This is a genomic window from Streptomyces sp. Ru62 (genome assembly GCF_002920615.1).
Taxonomy (GTDB): Bacteria; Actinomycetota; Actinomycetes; order Streptomycetales; family Streptomycetaceae; genus Streptomyces.
Genome location: NZ_PQSU01000001.1, coordinates 166130 through 186173, shown reverse-complemented (window position 1 = coordinate 186173; position 20044 = coordinate 166130). Strand labels below are relative to the sequence as shown.

18 protein-coding genes and 1 pseudogene are annotated in these 20044 nt (G+C 74.4%); 9 read left to right on the top strand and 10 right to left on the bottom strand.

Annotation, left to right across the window (positions count from 1 at the left end):
• Positions 1 to 149 precede the first annotated feature (149 nt).
• Positions 150 to 3278, bottom strand: a complete 3129-nt coding sequence (locus C3492_RS00960) for a sacsin N-terminal ATP-binding-like domain-containing protein (RefSeq protein WP_103809779.1) — start codon at positions 3276 to 3278, stop codon at positions 150 to 152.
• Between the two features lie 137 nt (positions 3279 to 3415).
• Between C3492_RS00960 and C3492_RS00955 the strand changes: the two genes are divergently transcribed.
• Positions 3416 to 3907 carry a hemerythrin domain-containing protein gene (locus tag C3492_RS00955; protein ID WP_103809778.1) on the top strand — a complete coding sequence of 164 codons (492 nt, stop codon included), beginning with the start codon at positions 3416 to 3418 and terminating at the stop codon, positions 3905 to 3907.
• 16 nt (positions 3908 to 3923) lie between these two features.
• Here C3492_RS00955 and C3492_RS00950 read toward each other — a convergent pair whose 3' ends face one another.
• Positions 3924 to 4886, bottom strand: coding sequence for a YihY/virulence factor BrkB family protein (locus C3492_RS00950; protein WP_103809777.1), 963 nt, complete (start codon positions 4884 to 4886; stop codon positions 3924 to 3926).
• A gap of 15 nt (positions 4887 to 4901) precedes the next feature.
• Positions 4902 to 5921 (bottom strand): polyphosphate kinase 2, encoded by a 1020-nt coding sequence (gene ppk2 / locus C3492_RS00945; RefSeq protein WP_103809776.1) that lies wholly within the window; start codon positions 5919 to 5921, stop codon positions 4902 to 4904.
• A gap of 147 nt (positions 5922 to 6068) precedes the next feature.
• Between ppk2 and C3492_RS00940 the strand changes: the two genes are divergently transcribed.
• Positions 6069 to 7694, top strand: coding sequence for an alkaline phosphatase D family protein (locus tag C3492_RS00940; protein WP_103809775.1), 1626 nt, complete (start codon positions 6069 to 6071; stop codon positions 7692 to 7694).
• A 10-nt stretch (positions 7695 to 7704) separates the two neighbouring features.
• On the opposite strand, the gene C3492_RS00935 is transcribed toward C3492_RS00940, so the two are convergent.
• Both C3492_RS00935 and C3492_RS00930 read right to left on the bottom strand, forming a co-directional pair.
• On the bottom strand, positions 7705 to 7899 hold the full coding sequence (locus C3492_RS00935; RefSeq protein WP_103809774.1) for a DUF397 domain-containing protein: 195 nt from the start codon (positions 7897 to 7899) through the stop codon (positions 7705 to 7707).
• On the bottom strand, positions 7896 to 8741 hold the full coding sequence (locus C3492_RS00930) for a helix-turn-helix transcriptional regulator (protein WP_103809773.1): 846 nt from the start codon (positions 8739 to 8741) through the stop codon (positions 7896 to 7898). The genes C3492_RS00935 and C3492_RS00930 overlap by 4 nt, the downstream gene beginning before the upstream one ends.
• 114 nt (positions 8742 to 8855) lie before the next feature.
• On the opposite strand from C3492_RS00930, the pseudogene C3492_RS46770 reads away from it, so the two are divergent.
• Positions 8856 to 9263, top strand: a pseudogene (locus C3492_RS46770) (ATP-binding protein); the annotation flags it as partial.
• 8 nt (positions 9264 to 9271) lie between these two features.
• Here the strand turns inward: C3492_RS46770 and C3492_RS00920 are convergent.
• The gene (locus C3492_RS00920; RefSeq protein WP_103809772.1) at positions 9272 to 10198 is read right to left on the bottom strand and encodes a DUF3027 domain-containing protein; all 927 of its coding nucleotides are present in this window, start codon (positions 10196 to 10198) and stop codon (positions 9272 to 9274) included.
• Between the two features lie 267 nt (positions 10199 to 10465).
• Between C3492_RS00920 and C3492_RS00915 the strand changes: the two genes are divergently transcribed.
• The 4 genes from C3492_RS00915 (at position 10466) to C3492_RS00900 (ending at position 14021) form a co-directional block, all read left to right on the top strand.
• The gene (locus C3492_RS00915) at positions 10466 to 11866 is read left to right on the top strand and encodes an MFS transporter (protein WP_258055417.1); all 1401 of its coding nucleotides are present in this window, start codon (positions 10466 to 10468) and stop codon (positions 11864 to 11866) included.
• Positions 11867 to 11960: 94 nt separating this feature from the next.
• Positions 11961 to 12458, top strand: coding sequence for a DUF2771 family protein (locus tag C3492_RS00910; RefSeq protein ID WP_014673393.1), 498 nt, complete (start codon positions 11961 to 11963; stop codon positions 12456 to 12458).
• Positions 12431 to 13183, top strand: a complete 753-nt coding sequence (locus C3492_RS00905; protein WP_181140127.1) for a futalosine hydrolase — start codon at positions 12431 to 12433, stop codon at positions 13181 to 13183. Before C3492_RS00910 ends, C3492_RS00905 begins: the two co-directional genes overlap by 28 nt.
• Positions 13173 to 14021, top strand: coding sequence for a 1,4-dihydroxy-6-naphthoate synthase (locus tag C3492_RS00900; RefSeq protein ID WP_103809770.1), 849 nt, complete (start codon positions 13173 to 13175; stop codon positions 14019 to 14021). The genes C3492_RS00905 and C3492_RS00900 overlap by 11 nt, the downstream gene beginning before the upstream one ends.
• Positions 14022 to 14046: 25 nt before the next feature.
• Here C3492_RS00900 and C3492_RS46580 read toward each other — a convergent pair whose 3' ends face one another.
• Positions 14047 to 14430 (bottom strand): cold-shock protein, encoded by a 384-nt coding sequence (locus tag C3492_RS46580; protein ID WP_014673396.1) that lies wholly within the window; start codon positions 14428 to 14430, stop codon positions 14047 to 14049.
• Positions 14431 to 14595: 165 nt separating this feature from the next.
• On the opposite strand from C3492_RS46580, the gene C3492_RS00890 reads away from it, so the two are divergent.
• Positions 14596 to 14859 carry a hypothetical protein gene (locus C3492_RS00890; RefSeq protein ID WP_030989395.1) on the top strand — a complete coding sequence of 88 codons (264 nt, stop codon included), beginning with the start codon at positions 14596 to 14598 and terminating at the stop codon, positions 14857 to 14859.
• Here the strand turns inward: C3492_RS00890 and C3492_RS00885 are convergent.
• Positions 14823 to 15467 carry an HAD family hydrolase gene (locus tag C3492_RS00885; protein WP_103809769.1) on the bottom strand — a complete coding sequence of 215 codons (645 nt, stop codon included), beginning with the start codon at positions 15465 to 15467 and terminating at the stop codon, positions 14823 to 14825. The two genes, C3492_RS00890 and C3492_RS00885, sit on opposite strands and share 37 nt — an antisense overlap.
• A 323-nt stretch (positions 15468 to 15790) precedes the next feature.
• Positions 15791 to 16786 carry a hypothetical protein gene (locus C3492_RS00880; RefSeq protein ID WP_103809768.1) on the bottom strand — a complete coding sequence of 332 codons (996 nt, stop codon included), beginning with the start codon at positions 16784 to 16786 and terminating at the stop codon, positions 15791 to 15793.
• A gap of 97 nt (positions 16787 to 16883) precedes the next feature.
• Between C3492_RS00880 and C3492_RS00875 the strand changes: the two genes are divergently transcribed.
• Positions 16884 to 19442, top strand: coding sequence for a helicase C-terminal domain-containing protein (locus C3492_RS00875; protein WP_103809767.1), 2559 nt, complete (start codon positions 16884 to 16886; stop codon positions 19440 to 19442).
• A 31-nt stretch (positions 19443 to 19473) separates the two neighbouring features.
• On the opposite strand, the gene C3492_RS00870 is transcribed toward C3492_RS00875, so the two are convergent.
• Positions 19474 to 20013, bottom strand: a complete 540-nt coding sequence (locus C3492_RS00870) for a hypothetical protein (RefSeq protein ID WP_103809766.1) — start codon at positions 20011 to 20013, stop codon at positions 19474 to 19476.
• Positions 20014 to 20044 lie beyond the last annotated feature (31 nt).

Genomic DNA, 20044 nt, shown 5'->3' with positions numbered 1-20044 from the left:
CCGCACGTCGACGAAGTCACCGGTGGCGTTGACCTTGGTGCAGGTGGGCTTCGCCGTGTCCGCGTACCCGTTGTCGGCGCCGTAGAGGGTGAACTCCGCGGCGCCCTTGATGCCCGAGTCGTCCGCGGCCTGGGCGGCACCGGCCGGGGTCAGTCGAACCAGCGGTCCCGCGCCAGCTCCTCCGTCCGTGACGGGTCCTCCAGCAGCGCGGCCACCTCGAACCGCCGGGGCCACTGCGCCGCCGCCCAGGCCAGCCCCGCCGCGACCCCCTCCAGGGTGGCCGCGTGCAGCACACCGTCGTCGGTGAGCCGCCAGTCGATCTCCACGCCGTCCACGACGAGTTCGTCGTGCTCGACGTAGGTGGCCGGGGTACGCGGCCCGAGCAGCACCCGTACCGCGTCCGGCACGTCGTGCTCGGTCCCCTCGGAGTGCACCTCGCCGGTGACGGACTCGCTCAGCCGCCGCACCTGGAACAGCTCGGCCAGCTCGGCGGCCCGCGCCGGCCGGACCGGCAGCAACGGCACACCCGAGGTGAACGGCAGCAGGTCCGGTGAGTCGACCACGACGGCCGACCCGGCGTCCACGACCTCCACGCGCCCGTCGACCACGGCCCGCAGCTCGTCCGGCAGGGTCACCTGCTCGGGATCCAGCTCCGCCAGCGCGCTGTAGAGGCCGTGCAGTTGGGCGGGGGTGACGGGCCGCTCCGGGTCGGCGAGGCGGTCCAGCAGCTCGGCGGCGCCGCCGGGCTCGTCCAGCAGCGCGCCGACGGAGGTGCGCACGCCGAGCGCCCGCAGCACCTGCTCGTCCTCGAACCCGGTGGCGTCGGCCTCGTCGTAGAGCCCGCGCAGCAGTGGGTCCCCGCCGGCGGCGAGCAGCCCGGCCGGGCGCCGGCCGTCGAGCACCGGGTGCCCGCGCAGCCACCACGCGGTGTACGGCCGTACGGCCTCGTGGGTGCCGTCGGGCAGCAGGATGCGCACGGGCTCGATGAGGGCGTCCCGCAGCGGCGGCCGGGCCAGCAGGGCGAGCGCCTCGGGCCAGTGGTCGTCGTCCACCAGGTCCAGGTCGCGGACGGCGACGAGTTCGGTGGCGACCGGCGGCACCGGGCTGTCCGGGAACCGGTCGAGGATGTCCTCGCACCACACGTCCACGGCGTCCAGCAGACCGGCGTCGTCGGGCTCGGCGTAGTCGCCCTCCCGGGGCTCCAGCTCGTCCGGGTCGAGGACGACGTCGGTGGCCCGGACGAGCGCGAAGTCGGCGAGCACCCCGCACGCGGCGAGCGGCTGCTCCCCCCACTTCTCCGCCAGGTCGGCGTCCACGGCGGCCAGTTCACCCTCCCGGATGACCCGGGCGAAGGGGCTGCCGGGGAACACCAGCTCACCGGCGGGCGCGAGCTCCCCGTCCTCGTCGGGCAGCGCGAGGGCGCCCAGCCAGGGCTCGTCCCCCGGTTCGAGCCCCGCGTCCCGCACCAGTGCGAGCACCGTGTCGGCCAGCTCCTCGGCGTCCGGCGCGTCCTCCTCCCAGCCGAGGGCGCCGTCCTCCTCCAGCGAGCCCGCGACGGCGGCCCGCACCTGCGGGGTGGTCAGCACCGCGCGCGGGGTCGCGGGCAGCGCGCCGAGCTTCTCCAGCAGCGGGTGCGCGGCGTCCGCGTGGGCCACCTTCAGCCCGAGCCGGCCCAGTACGTCCACATCGATGCGGGCGGCGTCCGGGGCGGGCAGCAGCACCTGCCGGGGCCCGATCGTCGTCCTGCCGTCGGCCAGCGGCACCGGCAGGCCCGACAGCCGCTCGGGGTCGACCCCGGCGAGGCTGTCGTACAGCCGCCACCACCACTCCGGCTCCTTCTCCAGCCCGGCGAGCCGGTCGACGGCGTCGGCCAGCGGCAGCCGGGCGACCCCGAGGGTGCGCAGCTCGACGCGCCGCTCCAGCCCCGCCGGGAGCAGGGTGGGCAGCACCTCGGCGAGCACCCGCACGGTGTCGGCGCCGGCGCCCTCCACGATCTCGGCGTCGCGGGGCCGCAGCGCCTGAGGCAGCTCGTCGTCGCCCTTCGCCTCGACGGCCGGGGGCAGGAAGGCGGTGCGCGGCAGCCGGTCCAGCACGGCCTGCCGCAGCGCCCCGTCCAGCGCGCCCTTGCCGAGCGGTCCCGGCACGAGGTCGATGATCCCGTCCAGCACCGGCCGCCAGGCGGCGAGCAGTTCGGCGTAGGCGTCGGCGGCGCGCTCCACCAGGAAGTCGGTGAGCGGGCCGGGCGCCGCGTGCCGGCGGGTGGTGTCGAGGGGGAAGGAGGCGATGAGCAGGGCGGGCACACCGAGGGGCTCGTCGCTCGGCGTCGGCGCGTGCACGACCGGACTGGTACGGGGCCGCACCGGGGCGCCGTAGGCGTCGACGGGCACGGCCCAGGTCACCGACCAGTGCGGGCGCAGCCGCTCCTCGACCGGCCGGTCGGCGAGGAGGTCGGGCGTGAGCGCCCCGTTCGCCGTGGCCGTACGCCAGTTGGTGACGCCGTCGCGGGAGTCCTCCACGATGGTGAAGGGACCGTCGGTACGCCGGCTGAGCGTCCGGGGCGCCTCGCCGTCGACCTCGACGACGACCTCCGCCAGCCCGGGCAGGGCGAGGAGCAGGGCGTCGTCGATGCCGTCGAGCAGCCGCTCGGCGAGATCGGCGGCGGCGGCGTCCCGCAGCGGCAGGATGACGGCGGTGTCGTACGGCTCCGGAGCGGTGCCCTCGGCGGCGAAGGGCAGCCGCAGCAGGGGCACGTGTCCGTCCCGCCGCCGCACCTCGTCCCCCAGCCCGGGACTGTGCCGGGCGGTGTCGGCGGCGAGCTCCCTGGCCTCGGCGAGGGACCACCGCACGCCCCCGTGCCGCCCCACGATCGCCGGTTCGTCGGTGACGGAGAGCACGGCGGCGAAGCCGACCCCGAACCGGCCGACGGCACCGGACGTCGCCTCGGCGTCCCGCTTCGCGGAGGCCCGCAGCGTGGACAGCGACTCGACACCGGCCGCGTCCAGCGGGGCCCCGGTGTTGGCGGCCACGAGCACGCCGTCGCGGAGGGTGAGCCGCAACCGCCCCGGCACGTGCGCCCGCGCGGCGGCGTCGGCGGCGTTCTGGGCCAGCTCGACGACGAGCCGGTCCCGGTACCCCCCGAGGACCAGGTCCTCCTCGGCGTTGGCGTCCTCCCGGAACCGGGCGGGGCTGGTCGCCCAGGCGTCGAGGACACCGCGACGCAGACGGGCGGTGCCGAAGGGGTCGGCGCCCTCGGCCGCAGGCCGGACGAACTTGCTCACGTTGACTCTCCTCTACGACGTGAGGACGAAGGTACAGCGCGGAGCGGGGAGGCCATCAACACGGACGGTGAGGGTAGGCGGTAGGGACCCATCCGTTGGCACGGTAGTGCCGTACGTACGAAAGTGGTGTCCGTCCCATGGCCGAGACCCGGGATGTCGTCGAGCTGATCCTCCAGGACCACCGGCGCATGGAGGAGCTGTTCCGCCTCATGCGCAGTGTGGAGGCCGACCGCGCGGCCGCGCTGGAGGAGTTCGCGGACCTGTTGATCGCGCACGCGCTGGCCGAGGAGGCCAAGGTCTATCCCGCCCTGAAGCGGTACAAGAACATCGACGACGAAGAGGTCGAGCACGGCGAGCACGAGCACGACGAGGGCAACCAGGCCCTGCTGGCCCTGCTGGAGGTCGACGAGGTCGGCTCCGAGGAGTGGGACGAGAAGCTGGAGGAGCTGGTGGAGGCCGTCACCCACCACGCCGACGAGGAGGAGCGCACCATCCTCAACGGGGCGCGCGAGAACGTGGCGATGGAGCGGCGGGAGGAGCTGGGCGCGGCGTTCCTGGAGGAGCGCGAGCACCAGCTGAAGGCCGGGTGCGGCTCGGTCGACAACGTGCGCCGGATCGTCGGGTCCTGACGGACGCACCGGTGCCTCAGGGGCCCGGGCCGGGGTCCGGTTCCACGGCCCGGCCCAGGCCGGCGCGGGCCGCTTCCAGCTGCGCGGCGAACGCGATGCCCAGGAACAGGGCGATCCCGGTCAGGTTGGCCCACAGCAGCAGGGCCACGAAGGCGGTGAGCGGCCCGTACACGGCGCCGAAGGAGCCGCTGCGGGAGACGTAGAGGGTCAGCAGCCAGGTCGCGGTGACCCACAGCACCAGGTGGACGGCGGAACCGAACGCCAGCCAGGTGTACCCGGGCTGGTCCCGGCGCGGCGACCAGCGGAAGATGACGGCGGAGGCGATCCAGGCGAGGACCGTTCCCACGGGCACCTCCAGGGCGCCCCACCACGAGGGCGGCCGGGAGGTGCCCAGCGCCTCGGTCGTCGCGGCGCTCACGGCCCCGCCGGCGACCAGCACCAGGAACCCCAGGACCATGGGCACGCCGGCGGCGAAGGCGAGCAGCACGGCCCTGCCGTACTTCCGCGGGAAGGGCCGGTCCCGTTCGATGCCGTAGATCCGGTTGGCGCCCCGCTCCACCTGGCCCATGGCGGAGGCGAGGTTGAGGACGGAGAAGGCCAGCCCGAGGCACAGCGCGACGGTGCTCCACGCGTCGGAGCCGGCGGTGCGGCGGGTACCGCGCAGCGCCTCGCGGACCACGTCGGCGCTGGCGCCCGGCACGATCCTGCCCAGGGTCAGCTCGATGATCCGCCCCACGCTCTCGGTGTGCGCGGCCGTGGCGAGGCCGACGAGCGCGATGGTGAACGGCACCATGCCCAGCACGATCTGGAAGCCGAGGGCGCGGGCGTTGGTGAACCCGTCGGCGTAGCGGAACCGGGAGAAGGCGTCGAGCAGCAGTCGCGCGCCGCCGTAGCGCCGCAGCGCGGTGAAGGCCTCGTCGCCGGAGAGCTCGTCCCCGATCATGTCCCGGGTCTGCGGGACGTGCACCACCGTTCCCATGGTCCGGGTCCCTCCTCACCTGTGGCCGCGGCCGGCGGTCACCGCGGGGTCCGGGTGGTTCCCGGGCCCGCCGCCCGGCCCGGCCAGCGGGGTCGGCGACAGGGCCGTGGGTTCCTCACCCGGTTCGAGCAGGGTGTCCGCCGCACCGACGATCAGCGGGTCGGGGGTACCGACCGCCGCGTGGTCCTTGGCCGGGTAGTCGAAGCGGTCCAGGAGGCTGCGCATCGCCTCCAGCCGGCCCCGCCGCTTGTCGTTGTTCTTCACGACCGTCCAGGGCGCGTGCGCGGTGTCGGTCGCCCGGAACATGTCGACCTTGGCCGTGGTGTAGTCGTCCCAGCGGTCGAGCGAGGCCAGGTCGGTCGGGGAGAGCTTCCAGCGGCGCACCGGGTCGACCTGCCGGATCGCGAACCGGGTCCGCTGCTCGGCTCGGGACACCGAGAACCAGAACTTCACCAGCAGGATGCCGTCGTCGGTGAGCAGCCGCTCGAACAGCGGGGCCTGCCGCAGGAACTGCTGGTGTTCGGCTTCCGTGCAGAATCCCATGACCCGCTCGACGCCGGCCCGGTTGTACCAGGACCGGTCGAAGAAGACCATCTCCCCGCGGGCCGGCAGGTGCGTGACGTACCGCTGGAAGTACCACTGCCCCGCCTCCCGTTCGGTCGGCTTGTCCAGCGCCACCACGCGGGCGCCCCGGGGGTTCAGCCGCTCGGTGAACCGCTTGATGGTGCCGCCCTTGCCGGCCGCGTCCCGTCCCTCGCACACCACGACGATCCGCTGCCCCGTGTCCTTCACCCAGCGCTGGAGCTTGAGCAGTTCGATCTGGAGGATCCGCTTGGTCCGCTCGTACTCGCGCCGGCCGATCCGATGGTCGTAGGGGTGGTTCTCCCGCCAGGTCTCGACCGGCCGGCCGCCGGCGTCCAGCAGTACCGGCCGCTCCGGCTGCCGGTCGTCCACCGCGAACCCCCGCAGCAGGTCGTCCTCGCGCACCGCGCCGTGGGTCTCCCCCGGCTCCGTCGCCTGCTCGTGCTCGGCCACGACACCTCCGCCTCACCTCTCGCCGGGGCCGCCCCGCCCGGTTCTCCTCACACGTGCCCGCGCAGACGGGTCCCAGACGCCCGCACCGCCGCTGTACCGTCGCTGGGGTCGTTCGATTCCGTACGGATGAGACAGGAAGGCGATCACGTGGCCGAACTGCGCCTGGGACCGCTGCTGCGGTACACCGACGGCTCCTGCGCGACCGTGTGGGTCGAGGCGAGCGAGCCCTGCACCGCGCGGGTGCGCTGTTCCGACGGCGCGGGCGGCACGGCCGCCACCTTCCAGGTGGCCGGGCACCACTACGCGCTGGTTACGGTGACCGGGCTCGAACCGGGCAGCGCTCCCTCCTACGAGGTGTTCCTCGACGACGCCCCGGTGTGGCCGCTGCCCGACTCCCGCTTCCCGCCCTCCGTCATCCGCACGCCCGGCGCCGGCGACGCCGTCCGCGTCACCTTCGGGTCGTGCCGCTGGGCCGCGCCCCCGGCGGACGGCAAGGACCCGGTCGGCCCCGACGCCCTCGACACCCTGGCCCGCCGGCTGTCGGCCGATCCCGACGCCGAGCGCCCCGACGTCCTGCTGCTCCTGGGCGACCAGATTTACGCGGACGAGACCTCCGAGGAGACCCGGCGCTGGCTGGCCGGCCGCCGGAACCTCGACGAGCCGCCCGGCGGCCAGGTCGCCGACTACGAGGAGTACTGCCACCTCTACTACGAGTCCTGGCTCGACCCGGAGGTCCGCTGGCTGCTGTCCACCGTGCCCAGCTTCATGATCTTCGACGACCACGACATCGTGGACGACTGGAACACCTCCGCCTCCTGGCTCGCCGACATGCGCGCCACCGGCTGGTGGCAGGAACGGCTCATGAGCGGCCTGATGTCGTACTGGGTCCACCAGCACCTCGGCAACCTCTCTCCCGCGGAACTGGCCGACGACCCCACCTGGGCCACCGTCCGAGCCACCCCGGACGGCACGAAGGCGCTGCGCGCCCTGGCCGAACAGGCCGACGCCGACTCCGCCTCGGTCCGCTTCAGCTACCGGCGCGACTTCGGCCGGGTCCGGGTGGTGATGGTCGACTCCCGGGCCGCACGCGTCCTGGACGAGGACCACCGCGCCATGCTCGACCCGGGCGAGGCCGACTGGCTGCGCGAGCAGGTCCTGGCCGACGAGGGTGCCTACGACCACCTCCTGATCGGCACCTCCCTGCCCTGGCTGCTGCCGCACCTCGTGCACGACGCCGAGGGCTGGGACGCGGCCCTGTGCGCCGGAGAACGCGGCGCCCGCTGGGCCCGCTTCGGCGAGTGGCTGCGCCGCGGGGCCGACCTGGAGCACTGGGCGGCCTTCCCCCGCTCCTTCGCCGACCTCGCCGGCCTCATAGCCGAGGCCGCGGCGGCACCGGGCGCCCCCGCGAGCGTGTGCGTGCTCTCCGGGGACGTGCACCACGGTTACGTCGCCGAGGCGACCTGGCGGTCCGGCGACCTCGGCATCCCCGTCGTCCAGCTCACCTGCTCACCCGTGCACAACTCCGTACCGGCGGCGATGCGGGTCGGCTTCCGCGTCGGCTGGAGCGCGCCGGCCCGCGCGCTGGGCCGCCTCCTCGCCCGGCACGGCCGCACCCCCAAGCCGCCGGTGCGGTGGCGCAAGCGGGGCGGGCCGTGGTTCGGCAACCAGCTCATGACGCTGACGCTGCACGGCCGTTCGGCCCACCTGCGCCTGGAACGCACCGGCAAGGAGGCGAGCCTCGACACGGTCCACGAGGCGAGCCTCACCGGCTAGTTCGGCGCGTTCAGCCCCGGGCGGCGTAGGAGACGAACTCCGTCCAGGTGGAGGGGGCGACGGTGAGGAGGGGGCCGTTGTCCTGCTTGGAGTCGCGGATGTGGATGGTGGCGGGGGTGGGGGCGGCGACCCAGTCCAGGCCGACTTCGACGCAGGAGTCGCCGTCGGGGCCGTCGCTGTAACTGCTCTTGAACCAGCGGATCATGTCTCTCCCAGCAGGTGCTCGATGAGGGCCAGCGACTCCCCGGGGGGAAGAGCCTGCGCCCGGATGGTGCCGTACCGCAGCTCAAGGACGCGCAGCTCCCGCAGGTTCGAGACGGTGCGGCCGTTGAAGGCGCCGTCGGAACGGCCGACAGCCGTGCCGTCCTCGAACTTGAGCAACTCGATCCTTCCACTCATGCCGGGATGCGGCGGGCTGTCCAACGGCATGACCTGGAGCGTGACGTTGCTCAACCGCCCAATCTCCAGCAGGCGTTCGAACTGCTGTTGCCGCACCATTGTGCCCCCAACCTTGCGGCGCAGAGTTGCCTCTTCCAGGACGAAGCTCAGGGAGGGAGCGGGCGTCCGCTCGAAGATGGATTGCCGAGCCATACGGGCAGCCACCCGCCGCTCCAGATCCTTCGGCGCATAGGCGGGCTGCCAGGACTGCAGCAGGGCCCGTGCGTGCTCCGGTGTCTGCAACAGGCCATGGATGCTGCTGCAGACGTAGACCCCTAACTCAACCGCCTTCGCCTCCACCTCCGCCAAAGCCCGAACCTTCTTCGGATACCGGACCTTCTCCACGTCCTCCTTCATCGCCGCGAGCAACCCACCCGCGTCGAGAACCTTGTCCGCCTTGTCCAGGTACTCCGGTCTCGGAATCCGCTTGCCCGACTCGACCTTGTAGACCATGTCCTCGCTGTAGCCCACGGCCCTGGCGAAGTCGGCGGCGCGCAGGGCCACCGCTTCCCGGCGCAGCCTCAGTTGGCGGCCCACGGTGGCGATGACGGCGACGCCCCACTCGTCGTCCGGCTCGACCTCCCAGCCCGGCTCCTCTTCCTCGCTCACCGCAGCACCCCCTTCTCGACATGCCCGGACACCACCGGACACGCGCTGGACAGTGACACTACGCAACCGCTTCGTCACTGTTCAGGGGTAGCAGCTGCCGCCACTCTGAGTGATGTGAACCAGGAAATCTCCACCCACATCTCCACCCCCATCCCGAACTTCACGGTGCGGCTGTCCCCCACGCCACGCGGCGCTCGTCTCGCCCGGCTGCTCGCCAGGGAGCAACTGCGGTCCTGGGGGCTGCCGTTGGACCCCGCGGAGCTGATCGTGGCCGAGCTGGCCGCCAACGCGGCCGGCCACGGCCGGGTGGCCGGACGGGACTTCCGGCTGACGTTGTACGCCGTCGGGGACACGCTCCGTATCGAGGTGACCGACACGCGCGGTGACCGGCTGCCCGAGCTCATGCACCCCGGGCCGGACGCCGACGGCGGGCGGGGGCTGCTGCTGGTGGAGGCGCTGGCGGAGCGCTGGGGTACGGCGCCCGGGCCCTCGCCGCGCAAGACGGTGTGGGCCGAGGTGCGCGTGAAGGGTCAGGAGTGGCCGAGCTCCGCCGTCTCGTCGTCGCCGGTCTCCGGGACCGAGCCGGAGTCGCGGGCCGGGCGCAGCGGGAAGGGGTCGACCCGGGTCTCGTCGACGACCGGCGAGGCCGGCTGCGGGGGCTTCGGCATGACCGCCGCCTCCGAGTGGCCGCCGCAGCCGTAGGCGAGGGAGACGACGCGGCCGTCCGCCGGGGAGAACTCGTTGGCGCAGACGCCGAAGGCCTGGCCGAGGGAGCCGCCGATGGGGGTGAGGAAGCCGCAGCTCATGCAGGTGGCGGGGGCCGCCTGGGCCATGGCCGTCTTGGGGCCGAAGGACTCTTCCCAGCGGTCGGCGGCGCTGTGCAGGCCGTAGCGGGACAGGACGCGGGCGCGGCGCATGCCGAGTTCCTCGGCGACGGACGCGATGGAGCCACGGGACGGGGCCGTCGGCTGGGCGGCGGGCGTGCCGGGGGTGACGTCGGCGTCCTCGGCCTCCGCCAGTTCCCGCATCTCCTCGGAGACCACCGAGTTCGGCGGCGGCTCCTCCTCGCCCGTGTAGCCGGGCTCCAGGCGCAGGTCGTCCTGGTCGGTGGGGAGCAGGTCGCCGGGGCCGAGGTCGCCGGGGCGCAGGCGTTCGCTCCACGGGACCCACTCGGGGGCGAGGAGGGCGTCGGGGCCGGGGAGGAGGACGACCTCGTCGAGCGTGACGACCTTGGCGCGGGAGGCGCGGGCCACCGTCACCGCCCAGCGCCAGCCGCGGTAGCCCAGCTCCTTGCACGCGAAGAAGTGCGTGACAACGCGGTCGCCCTCCGACACAAGGCCGGCGTGCTCGCCGACCACGCCGGGCGCGGCGGCCTCCTCGGCGGCGGCGCGGGCGAGGTCGACGGCCTCGGCGCACAGGCGGTCGGGGGTGCGGCTTCGCGTTGTCGCTGCGCTCACAGGTATCGCTTCTCTCCTACGCCGTCTCGTCGAGTGCGGCTGCCTCCGGCGGTTTCGCCGACGGAGCGGACCTGGGGACCGCATCGACGTCTGCATCCGCGCGCCTGGGCGCACCTCTGCCATCCATTCTGCGTTATGGCTGAGATAGGCACGCTACACCGGACGGGATTCGTGCATATTCCCACCCGCCCCTCTGCCTGCGCCGACCGGGGCCGTGTGCCGCCACACCCGAACGATCCGCACTATCCGGCCGTATCTCGGGGCACTATGAACGTCGTGGCAGCCGCGGACAGGGCGAATGGTCGGGGCGGCGGTTCGGGCCGGGTGGGCACGGCCGTCCGCTCGGTCGGCCGTGCCCTGCACTTTCCCGTGACCGGTGCGGCCCGGGGCATCCGCAGGGCCACGCACGCGCACGGCGCGGGCGAATCGGGTCTGGGCAAGCTGATCGAACTGCACGCGGTGAACGGCGCGGGGGACGTGATGGTCACCGTGGCGCTCGCGTCCACGGTGTTCTTCTCGGTGCCGACCGACGAGGCGCGCGGCCGGGTCGCCCTCTACCTCGCCATCACCATGGCGCCCTTCACGGTCCTCGCGCCCGTGATCGGCCCTCTCCTGGACCGGCTGCCGCACGGGCGGCGGGCCGCGATGGCCGGGGCGATGCTGGCGCGGGCGCTGCTCTCGCTGATCATCTCGGGGGCGGTGGCGAGCGGCAGCCTGGAGCTGTATCCGGCCGCGCTGGGCGTGCTGGTGGCGTCCAAGGCGTACGGAGTGGTCCGCAGTGCCGTCGTACCGCGGCTGCTGCCGCCGCGGTTCTCGCTCGTGAAGGCCAACTCCCGGGTGACCCTCGCCGGGCTGCTGGCCACCGGTGCCGCCGCGCCGGTCGCGGCGGGGCTGCACGCCCTCGGCGATCCGTGGCCGCTCTACGGCGCCTTCGTGATCTTCGTCGCCGGTACGTTCCTGTCCTTCTCCCTGCCGCCCAAGGTGGACTCGGCCAAGGGCGAGGACGTGGCGCTGCTCGCGGCCGACGAGCAGCATCTGCACGGGCCGCACCGGGGGCAGGTGAAGCGGCCGGGGCTGCGGACGGTCGGTCCGGCCGTCACGCACGCGCTCGGCGCCAACGCCGCCCTGCGCTGTCTGTCCGGCTTCCTGATCTTCTTCCTCGCCTTCCTGCTGCGCGAGCACCCGCTGACCGGGGAGAGCGCGGCGGTGTCGCTGGGGATAGTGGGCGTCGCGGCCGGCGCGGGCAACGCCCTCGGCACGGCCGTGGGGGCCTGGCTCCGCTCCCGGGCGCCGGAGATCATCATCGTGACGGTGGTCGCGGTGGTGCTCGGTACGGCGGTCGTCGCCGCCGTCTTCTTCGGGGCGTTCCTGGTGGCCTGTCTGGCCGCGGTCGCCGGGTTCGCGCAGGCGCTGGCCAAGCTGGCGCTGGACGCGCTGATCCAGCGGGACGTGCCCGAGCTGGTGCGCACCTCGGCGTTCGCGCGCTCGGAGACGCTGCTCCAGATGGCGTGGGTGTTCGGTGGCGCGGTCGGCATCGTGATGCCGCTCAACGGCACGGTCGGGCTGCTGGTGGGCGCCGCGTTCGTGGCCACCGGCTGGCTGAGCACGCTCAAGGGGCTGCTCGCCTCGGCCCGGCACGGCGGCCGGGCCCGTACCCGGGTGGCGTGAGGCCGTGGGGGGCGCGGGCACGCGTGGCGTAACGAACCGGGCACGCCGTACCCCACGTGGGCGGACGGCTCGGGGCGCCCGATAGCCTTCGGCCATGACCACGCTGCCCCGCGGCGAAGCCGCTGATGTACACCGCGTTGCGCGACGCCGCCGCGTCGTCGCCGCCGCCGGCGCCGTTTCCGCCGGACTGCTCGTCCTGTCGGCCTGCGACAAGCCGACGCCCGTCGCGACGATCACCGTCGGCGGGCACTCGGTCAACTCCGAGGCCGTCTGCTACAACGACGGCAAGGCGCTGGACGAGACGTCGCTGAAGGAGTGCGTCAAGAACGCCGACGACATCAAGTCGATCAAGGTCGGTCAGGACGAGACCGTCCGCATCGGCGTCGACCCGAAGATCGCCGACGCCGGCTGGATCGTGCTGGTCAACGGCCGCCAGTTCAGCGACTCCAGCAAGGAGACGTACCGCACGATCCCGAGCAGCGCGTTCTTCAACGTCCAGTACGGCACCCAGGGCAACACCAACACCCTGTCGATCCGGATGGGCGAGAACACGAACAAGGGCATGTGGTCCTTCAAGCTGAAGAAGGCCTGATCACGACGTCTCTTCCGGTCCCGGTCCTCGTCGCCACCGCGGTCCCCGCCGAGCGGGACGCGGTGGCCCGGGCGTTGCCCGCTTCGGCCCGAGAGGTACGGCTGCCGGGCGCGTCCCTGGTCCGTACGGCCACGGGCTGGGACCTGCTCGCCGCCGGCGTCGGCCCGGCGCTCGCCGCCGCCACGACCGCCGGCGCCCTCACCGCCGCCGCGCTGGCCGGCCGCCCCTACGGCCTGGTCGTCTCGGCCGGGATCGGCGGCGGCTTCCCGCCCGGGGCGCCCCTCGGCTCGCTCGTCGTCGCGGACGCGATCACCGTCGCCGACCTGGGCGCCGAGACCGCCGACGGATTCCTCCCGGTGACCGAACTCGGATTCGGGACCGTCACCCACCGTCCGCCGGAATCACTCGTACGAGTCGTGTCCGAGGCCACCGGTGCACGGACCGGCACGATCCTGACCGTCTCCACGGTGACCGGCACGGCCGCCCGCGCCGCCGCCCTGCGCGCCCGGCACCCCGGCGCGCTCGCCGAGGGCATGGAGGGGTTCGGGGTGGCGGAGGCCGCCGCCGCGCACGGTGTGCCCGCGCTGGAGATCCGCGCGGTCTCCAACCCGGTGGGGCCCCGCGACCGCGCCGCCTGGCGCATCGGTGACGCCCTCGCCGCCCTCACCGAGGGCTTCGGGAAACTCGCGCCCGCATTGGAGAGTTGGAACGCACATGACCGGTGAACCGCTGCAGATCGCGTACTCCCCCTGCCCGAACGACACCTTCGTCTTCGACGCCCTCGCCCACGGCCGCGTCCCCGGCGCCCCCGCGCTGGACGTGACCTTCGCCGACATCGACATCACCAACGGCATGGCCGAGCGCGGCGAGTTGGACGTGCTGAAGGTGTCGTACGCCGTCCTGCCGTACGTCCTCGGCGAGTACGCGCTGCTGCCGTGCGGCGGTGCGCTGGGCCGGGGCTGCGGACCGCTGGTGCTCACCCGGGAGGCCGGGGCCGACCTGACGGGCCGCACGGTCGCCGTGCCCAGCGAGAGGTCGACCGCCTACCTGCTGTTCCGGCTGTGGGCCGCGGACACGCTGCCGGGCGGGGTCGGCGAGATCGTGGTCATGCCGTTCCACGAGATCATGCCGGCGGTGCGGGACGGCAAGGTGGACGCCGGCCTGGTCATCCACGAGGCCCGGTTCACCTACCAGAACTACGGGCTGCACAAGCTCGCCGACATGGGCGAGCACTGGGAGCACACCACCGGGCTGCCGATCCCGCTGGGCGCGATCATCGCCAAGCGGTCGCTGGGCGCCGAGCGGCTCGGCCGGCTCGCCGACGCCGTCCGGGCCTCCGTACGGGCCGCCTGGGACGACCCCGAGGTCTCCCGGCCGTACGTCATGGAGCACGCGCAGGAGATGGACCCGGCCGTCGCCGACCAGCACATCGGGCTGTACGTCAACGAGTTCACCGCCGACCTCGGCGAGGACGGCTACGCGGCGGTCCGGGGACTGCTCACACGCGCGGCGGCCGAGGGACTGGTTCCGCCCCTCGGCCCCGATGCGCTCGCTTTCCCGTAATGCGGGCCGGGCCTCCGGATACGGCTCAGACGTCCAGCTGATCGGCGACCGCGCGGAGCAGACCGGCGATCTTCTTGCCGGAGGCCTTGTCCGGGTAACGGCCCTTCTCCAGCATCGGCGTGATGTTCTCAAGAAGGGTCGTCAAATCCTGCACGATCGACGCGAGCTCGTCCGGCTTCTTGCGCTGGGCGGCGGCGACGGACGGCGTCGGGTCGAGCACGATCACCGAGAGCGCCTGGTCACCGCGCTGACCGGCGACGACACCGAACTCCACGCGCTGTCCCGGCTTGAGCGCATCGACTCCGGCGGGGAGAACCGAGGAATGGACGAAGACGTCACCGCCGTCGTCGCGGGAGAGAAAGCCGAAGCCCTTCTCGCTGTTGAACCACTTGACCTTGCCGGTAGGCACGTCTGTCCTCGTCCTCGTACTCGTCGGGAAAACTACTTCGGAAACGGCTCTTGATAGCACTGGGGCGGGTCGACCATGACCCGCCGGTACCAAGGCTAATGGTCTTGGGGCGGGTGACAAGACGTCCCCCGGTTGTTCTCTCGCGCAGGGAACTACCCTGGTCCGGTGCGTGACAAAACCCAAACGAATTCCGCCGCGCCCGGCGACCGACTGATCCGCGCCGGTGCCGTCGTGTTCTTCCTCGGGGCCGTGGCCACCCTCGTCACGGTGGCCCCGCTGTTCCTCGGAGCGAAGCCTTTTCCGACCTACATGTTCGGTCTGAGCATGCTCATGGCCGTCGGATTCCTCGTGGCCGGCGCGGGTGTCCTGCGCTCCGTCGCCGCCGGACGGCGTCAGGCGAGAGGTGCGGCGCCGGGCGCCTCGCGGTAGCCGCCGAGCCACCCGGGGAACGCGGACAGGTCCGCCAGGACGACGTCCGCGCCGGCCGCGCGCAGCTCGTCCGCCGGGCACGGGCCGGTCGCCACGGCGACCGAGAACGCACCCGCCGCACGGGCGCCGCGGACGTCCCCGACGTGATCGCCGACGTACACGCCCGCGCCGTACTCGCGCAGCGCCGCCGCCTTCTGCTCGGCCCACAGGTCGCCGACGACCACGTCCGGCTCGATGCCGAGGTGGGCCAGGTGCAGCTTGGCGTTCGGCTCGTACTTCGCCGTCACCACCATCGTCCGCCCGCCGGCCGCCCGCACCGCGTCGATCGCCTCCCGGGCGCCGGCCATGGCGGGCGTCGCGGCGATGGCTATGGAGGGGTACATCTCCCGGTACAGGTCGGCCACCGCCGGCACCTCTTCGGCCGGGAACCAGTGGATCAGCTCCTCCGCGAGCGGCGGGCCCAGCCGGGTCACCGCCAGGTCGGCGTCGATGAACGTACCCGTCCGCTCCGCCAGGGCCAGGTAGCAGGCACGGATGCCCGGGCGGGAGTCGATGAGGGTCATGTCGAGGTCGAAACCGACGGTCAGCGAGGAGGCCATGCGGGCCATTGTGCCGGGTGCCTCCGGCGGTTCGGCCGGGTGGGGCTGGGGGACGAGGGTGCTTTGTCGGGTGCGGGATGTGCGGGGCCGGTGGGGGCGCGCGGTGGGAGCCCCGGGTCGTCTGCCGGGTGCGGGTGCATCGTGGTTGCTCGCGCAGTTCCCCGCGCCCCTGACTTGGCTGCCGCTCGCCCACCCGAAGGGTGCGGGGTCGGTGGGGGCGCGCCGTGGGGGCCCCGGGTCGTCTGCCCGGTGCGGGTGCGTCGTAGCCGCTCGCGCAGTTCCCCGCGCCCCTTGGGTGGGTCAGCCGCAGCTTGGTCAAGGGGCGCGGGGAACTACCCCTTCCTCTGGGAGCGCCAGACCAGGTATGCCGCCGAGGCGACCGCCGCTCCTCTGACCACCCACGGCCAGGTGTCGCTCATGGCGTCGTTCATGTGGCCCTGGGCGATCGGAGCACCCCAGCGGCCCTCGTTGCGGCCCCACAGCCACACCAGGCCGGCCGCGACCGCCGTGCCCGGCAGGACCATCACCGCCCACTTGGTCTCCGCGGGGGTCAGCCGCCGGGAGCCGTAGGCGATGGCCCAGCCGAGGAGCAGCGCGAACCAGTTGCCGAGGACGGCACCGGCGACGAGTGCGGCGGCGGCCAGCAGCAGGAGGGGGTTGGACCAGCCGGCGGACGGGACGGGGAGGAGGCGGCGGCGCTTGGCGGGTGCCGTTTCCGGCGCGGTCTCGGCGGGCTCCGCCACCGGCGCCACCGGCTCGGCCTTCTCGGCGGGAGCCTCCCGCGGGGGCCGTTTGAGCAGTTCCGGGATCTCCACGCCGCCGACGAACCCCGGCACCGGGTCGGTGTCCCCGAGGGGGCCCGCGGTGCCGAGGCGCCACCAGTCGGGCGGCGCCGTGGCGTCCCCCAGTTCGTGCGCGGGGGCGAGGTGCGGCGGGGCCGGCGTGTCGCGCGCGGCGGGCCGCTCCGGCTCGGCGGGGCGCGGGCGCGGCACGACCCGGCGCAGCCCCTTCGGCCGCTCCCGCCCCGCCGGCTCCGGCGCCCGCTCCCGGGAGGAGGGCTGCGCCGGTACGGCGGTGGGCGGGGCCTGCGGGAGGCCGCCGGTGCCGCCCGCCGCCGCGACCACCTCGTCCGGCGTGCCCAGGCGGTCCAGGATGCGGCGGACGGCGGCGGGCGAGTCCACCGTCGCCTGTGCCCGGTGCCGGTCGATCTCGTTCCGCAGCTCCGACACGAGCCGCATCCGCGTCGCCGACGGCAGCTGGCGCTGCTGGGCGATGTCTCCGACGCGGCTCAGATACTCGTAGACGACCTGGTCGCTCTCGATCCCCACGGAACCCCTCCGGGGTGACGCCGACTGATACCCCGTGAGGACCGTACCGCTTCTCGCGGATGCCCTCGGCATATGGAAGTCCGCTACCGTTGGCCGGATGAGCCCCGAGGCCCACTCAGCCCCTCGGTCCCTCGCGGAGGCGCTCCGCGCGCGGGACGACGCCTCCCTGGCCGCGCTGCTGCGCAGCCGCCCGGACCTCATCACCCCCGTCCCCACCGACCTCACCCAGCTCGCCACCCGCGCCGGCACCCGCGCCTCGGTGCTGCGCGCCCTGGAGCGGCTGGACCGGTTCGCGCTCCAGACGGCGGAGGCGCTGGCCGTGGCCCCGGACCCGGCGTCGTACGACACGCTGCTCGGTCTGATGGCCGGGGACGCCGGCGACGAGACGGTCGCCCGCGCGCTGCCCCGGGCCCTCACCACCCTGCGCGAGCAGGCGCTGGTGTGGGGCGACGACGACCGGCTGCGGCTGGTGCGGACCGCCCGTGAGCTGCTCGCGCCGTCCCCGCAGCACCCGTCCCCGACCGGGCTGGGACCGACCGTGCAGGAGGCCACCTCGGGCATGTCGCCGGGGCGGATCCAGGAGATCGTGACGACGGCCGGGCTGCCGTCCACCCATGACTCGGTGTCCGCCGTGGCCGCGCTGACCGGGCTGTTCACCCACCGCAGGAAGATGGCGAAGCTGCTCGCCGGGGCCCCGGAGGCCGCCCGCGAGGTGCTGTCCCGGCTGGTGTGGGGGCCGCCCTACGGGCAGGTCACCGCCGATCCGGCGGCGCACCTGCGCTGGCTGCTGGACCGCGGTCTGCTGCTGCCGACGGCGCCCGGCACGGTCGTCCTGCCCCGCGAGGTCGCCCTGCACCTGCGCGGGGGCCGCGCCCACCGCGCGCCCGAGCCGCTGCCGCCCGCCGTGGCGCCGGCCGCGACCCACGGCCCGCAGGTGGTGGACGCGACGGCGGCCGGGCAGGCGTACACCGCGCTGGCCACCGTGGAGGAGCTGCTGAAGGACTGGGACGAGGGCGGGCCCGCGGTGCTGCGGGCGGGCGGGCTGAGCGTCCGCGACCTGAAGCGAACCGCAGTGGCGCTGGACGTGTCGGAGCCGGTCGCCGCGTTCTGGGCCGAGCTGGCCTACGCGGCCGGTCTGATCGCCTCCGACGGCGAGGCCGACGAGCGGTACGCGGCCACCCCGGCCTACGACGAGTGGCTGGAGCTGCCCCCGGCCGAGCGCTGGGCCCGGCTCGCCCAGTCCTGGCTGACGGCCACCCGTACGCCGGGGCTGGTCGGCGGGCGGGACGCCAAGGACCGGACGCTGTCGGCGCTCGGTCCGGGCCTCGACCGCTCCGCCGCGCCCGAGGTACGGCACCGGGTGCTGTCCCTGCTGGCCGCGCTGCCGCAGGGCGCGGCGCCGGACGCGGAGTCGGTGCTGGCCCGGCTGCGCTGGGAGCGGCCCCTGCGGGGTGCCCAGCGCGACGGCGCCCGGGACGACGACCTGCGTTCCCGGCTCGCCCGCTGGACCCTGTCGGAGGCGGAACTGCTGGGGGTGACGGGCCGGGGCGCGCTGTCGTCCCAGGGGCGCGCGCTGCTGGGGGCACCGGCTGCCGGCGGCGCCCCCGCCACCCCGGGCGCCGGTTCCGCCGAGCCCACCGGCCCCGGTGACAAGCTCCCGGTGCACCACCACCGGGCCCCCGAGCGGCCCGCGCCCCTCTCCCCCGCCGAGCAGGGCGTCGCGGCCGCCGCCGCTGCCCGGCTGCTCGCGCCGCTGCTGCCCGAGCCACTGGACCACGTGCTGCTCCAGGCCGACCTGACGGCGGTGGCGCCCGGCCCGCTGCGGCGCCCGCTCGCGGACATGCTGGGGGTGCTCGCGGACGTGGAGTCCAAGGGCGGCGCGACCGTGTACCGGTTCACACCCGCGTCCGTCCGCCGTGCCCTGGACGCCGGCCGGACCGCCGCCGACCTGCACGCCTTCCTCGCCGAGCACTCCCGCACGCCGGTCCCGCAGCCGCTCGCCTACCTGATCGACGACGTGGCCCGCAGACACGGCCACCTGCGGGTCGGCGCGGCCTCGGCGTACGTCCGCTGCGACGACGACACCCTGCTGAACGAGATCCTCGCCGACAAGCGCGCCGCCGCCCTGCGCCTGCGCCGCCTCGCGCCGACCGTGCTGGCCGCCCCGACCGACCCGGCTGCACTGCTGGAGGGGCTGCGCGCGATGGGGTACGCGCCCGCCGCCGAGTCCGCCGAGGGCGATGTCCTGATCACCCGCGCGCACGCCCACCGCACTCCGCCGCGCACCGCGCCCGAGCCGGTGCCGGACGGGCCGCCGCCGCCCGACGCGACGCTGCTCGCGGCGGCGATCCGCGCGATCCGGGCCGGTGACCTGGCCGCCACCACCCCGCGCAAACCCGTCGGCGAGCCCCTGTCGGGCGGCGAGCTGCCCCGCACCTCCGCCGCCGAGACCCTGGCCACCATGCAGGCCGCCGTCCTGACCGGCGACGCGGTGTGGATCGGCTACGTCAACGCCGAGGGCGCCGCCAGCCAGCGGGTCATCGCCCCGATCCGGGTCGAGGGCGGCTTCGTGACGGCGTACGACCACACGGCGGACGAGGTCCGGACGTTCCCGCTGCACCGGATCACCGGGGTCGCGGAGCTGGCGGACGACTGAGACCGGCCAGATGCCGGGCCCGTCGCGGGGCCTAGCAGTCCCCGACCGGCGCGTCCGCGGGAAGGCCGAAGTGGGCGCGGGCGGCGCGCTCCAGGGCGTCGGACGGGATCGTGTCGTCCAGGGCGGCCCGGGCGAAGAAACCGAAGTGGGCCTCGGTCCACTCCTCGTTCCCGGCGCCGTCCGGCGGTGCCTCGCGCGAGAGGACCCGGTAACCGCCGCGCGGGTTCCGCTCCAGCCGCACCACCTGCGGGCCCCGCCCGCCGCCGCACTCCACCAGGCCGCCGTCGCGCACCCCGTACTCCAGGCACAGCGCGTCGACGCCCGCGCGCACCTCGCCGCCGCGCTCCGCCACGTCGAGCGCCTCGGCCCGGCAGAACCAGCGCGCGTGCAGCGCGGGCACGTCCTCGCCGTAGCCGGTGCCGTGGCCGTCCGCCGCGAGCCGGGCCTCGATGACCGGCCGTACCTCGTCCCACAGCCGCGTGTCGACGCTCCCCGGCCGCATCGCCCAGGTGCCGGTGGCCACCAGCACCACCACGGCTCCGCTGCCGACGGCCCATCTGCGTGCCGACATCCCTGAACTCCTCACCCGGCCGCGCGCCCGC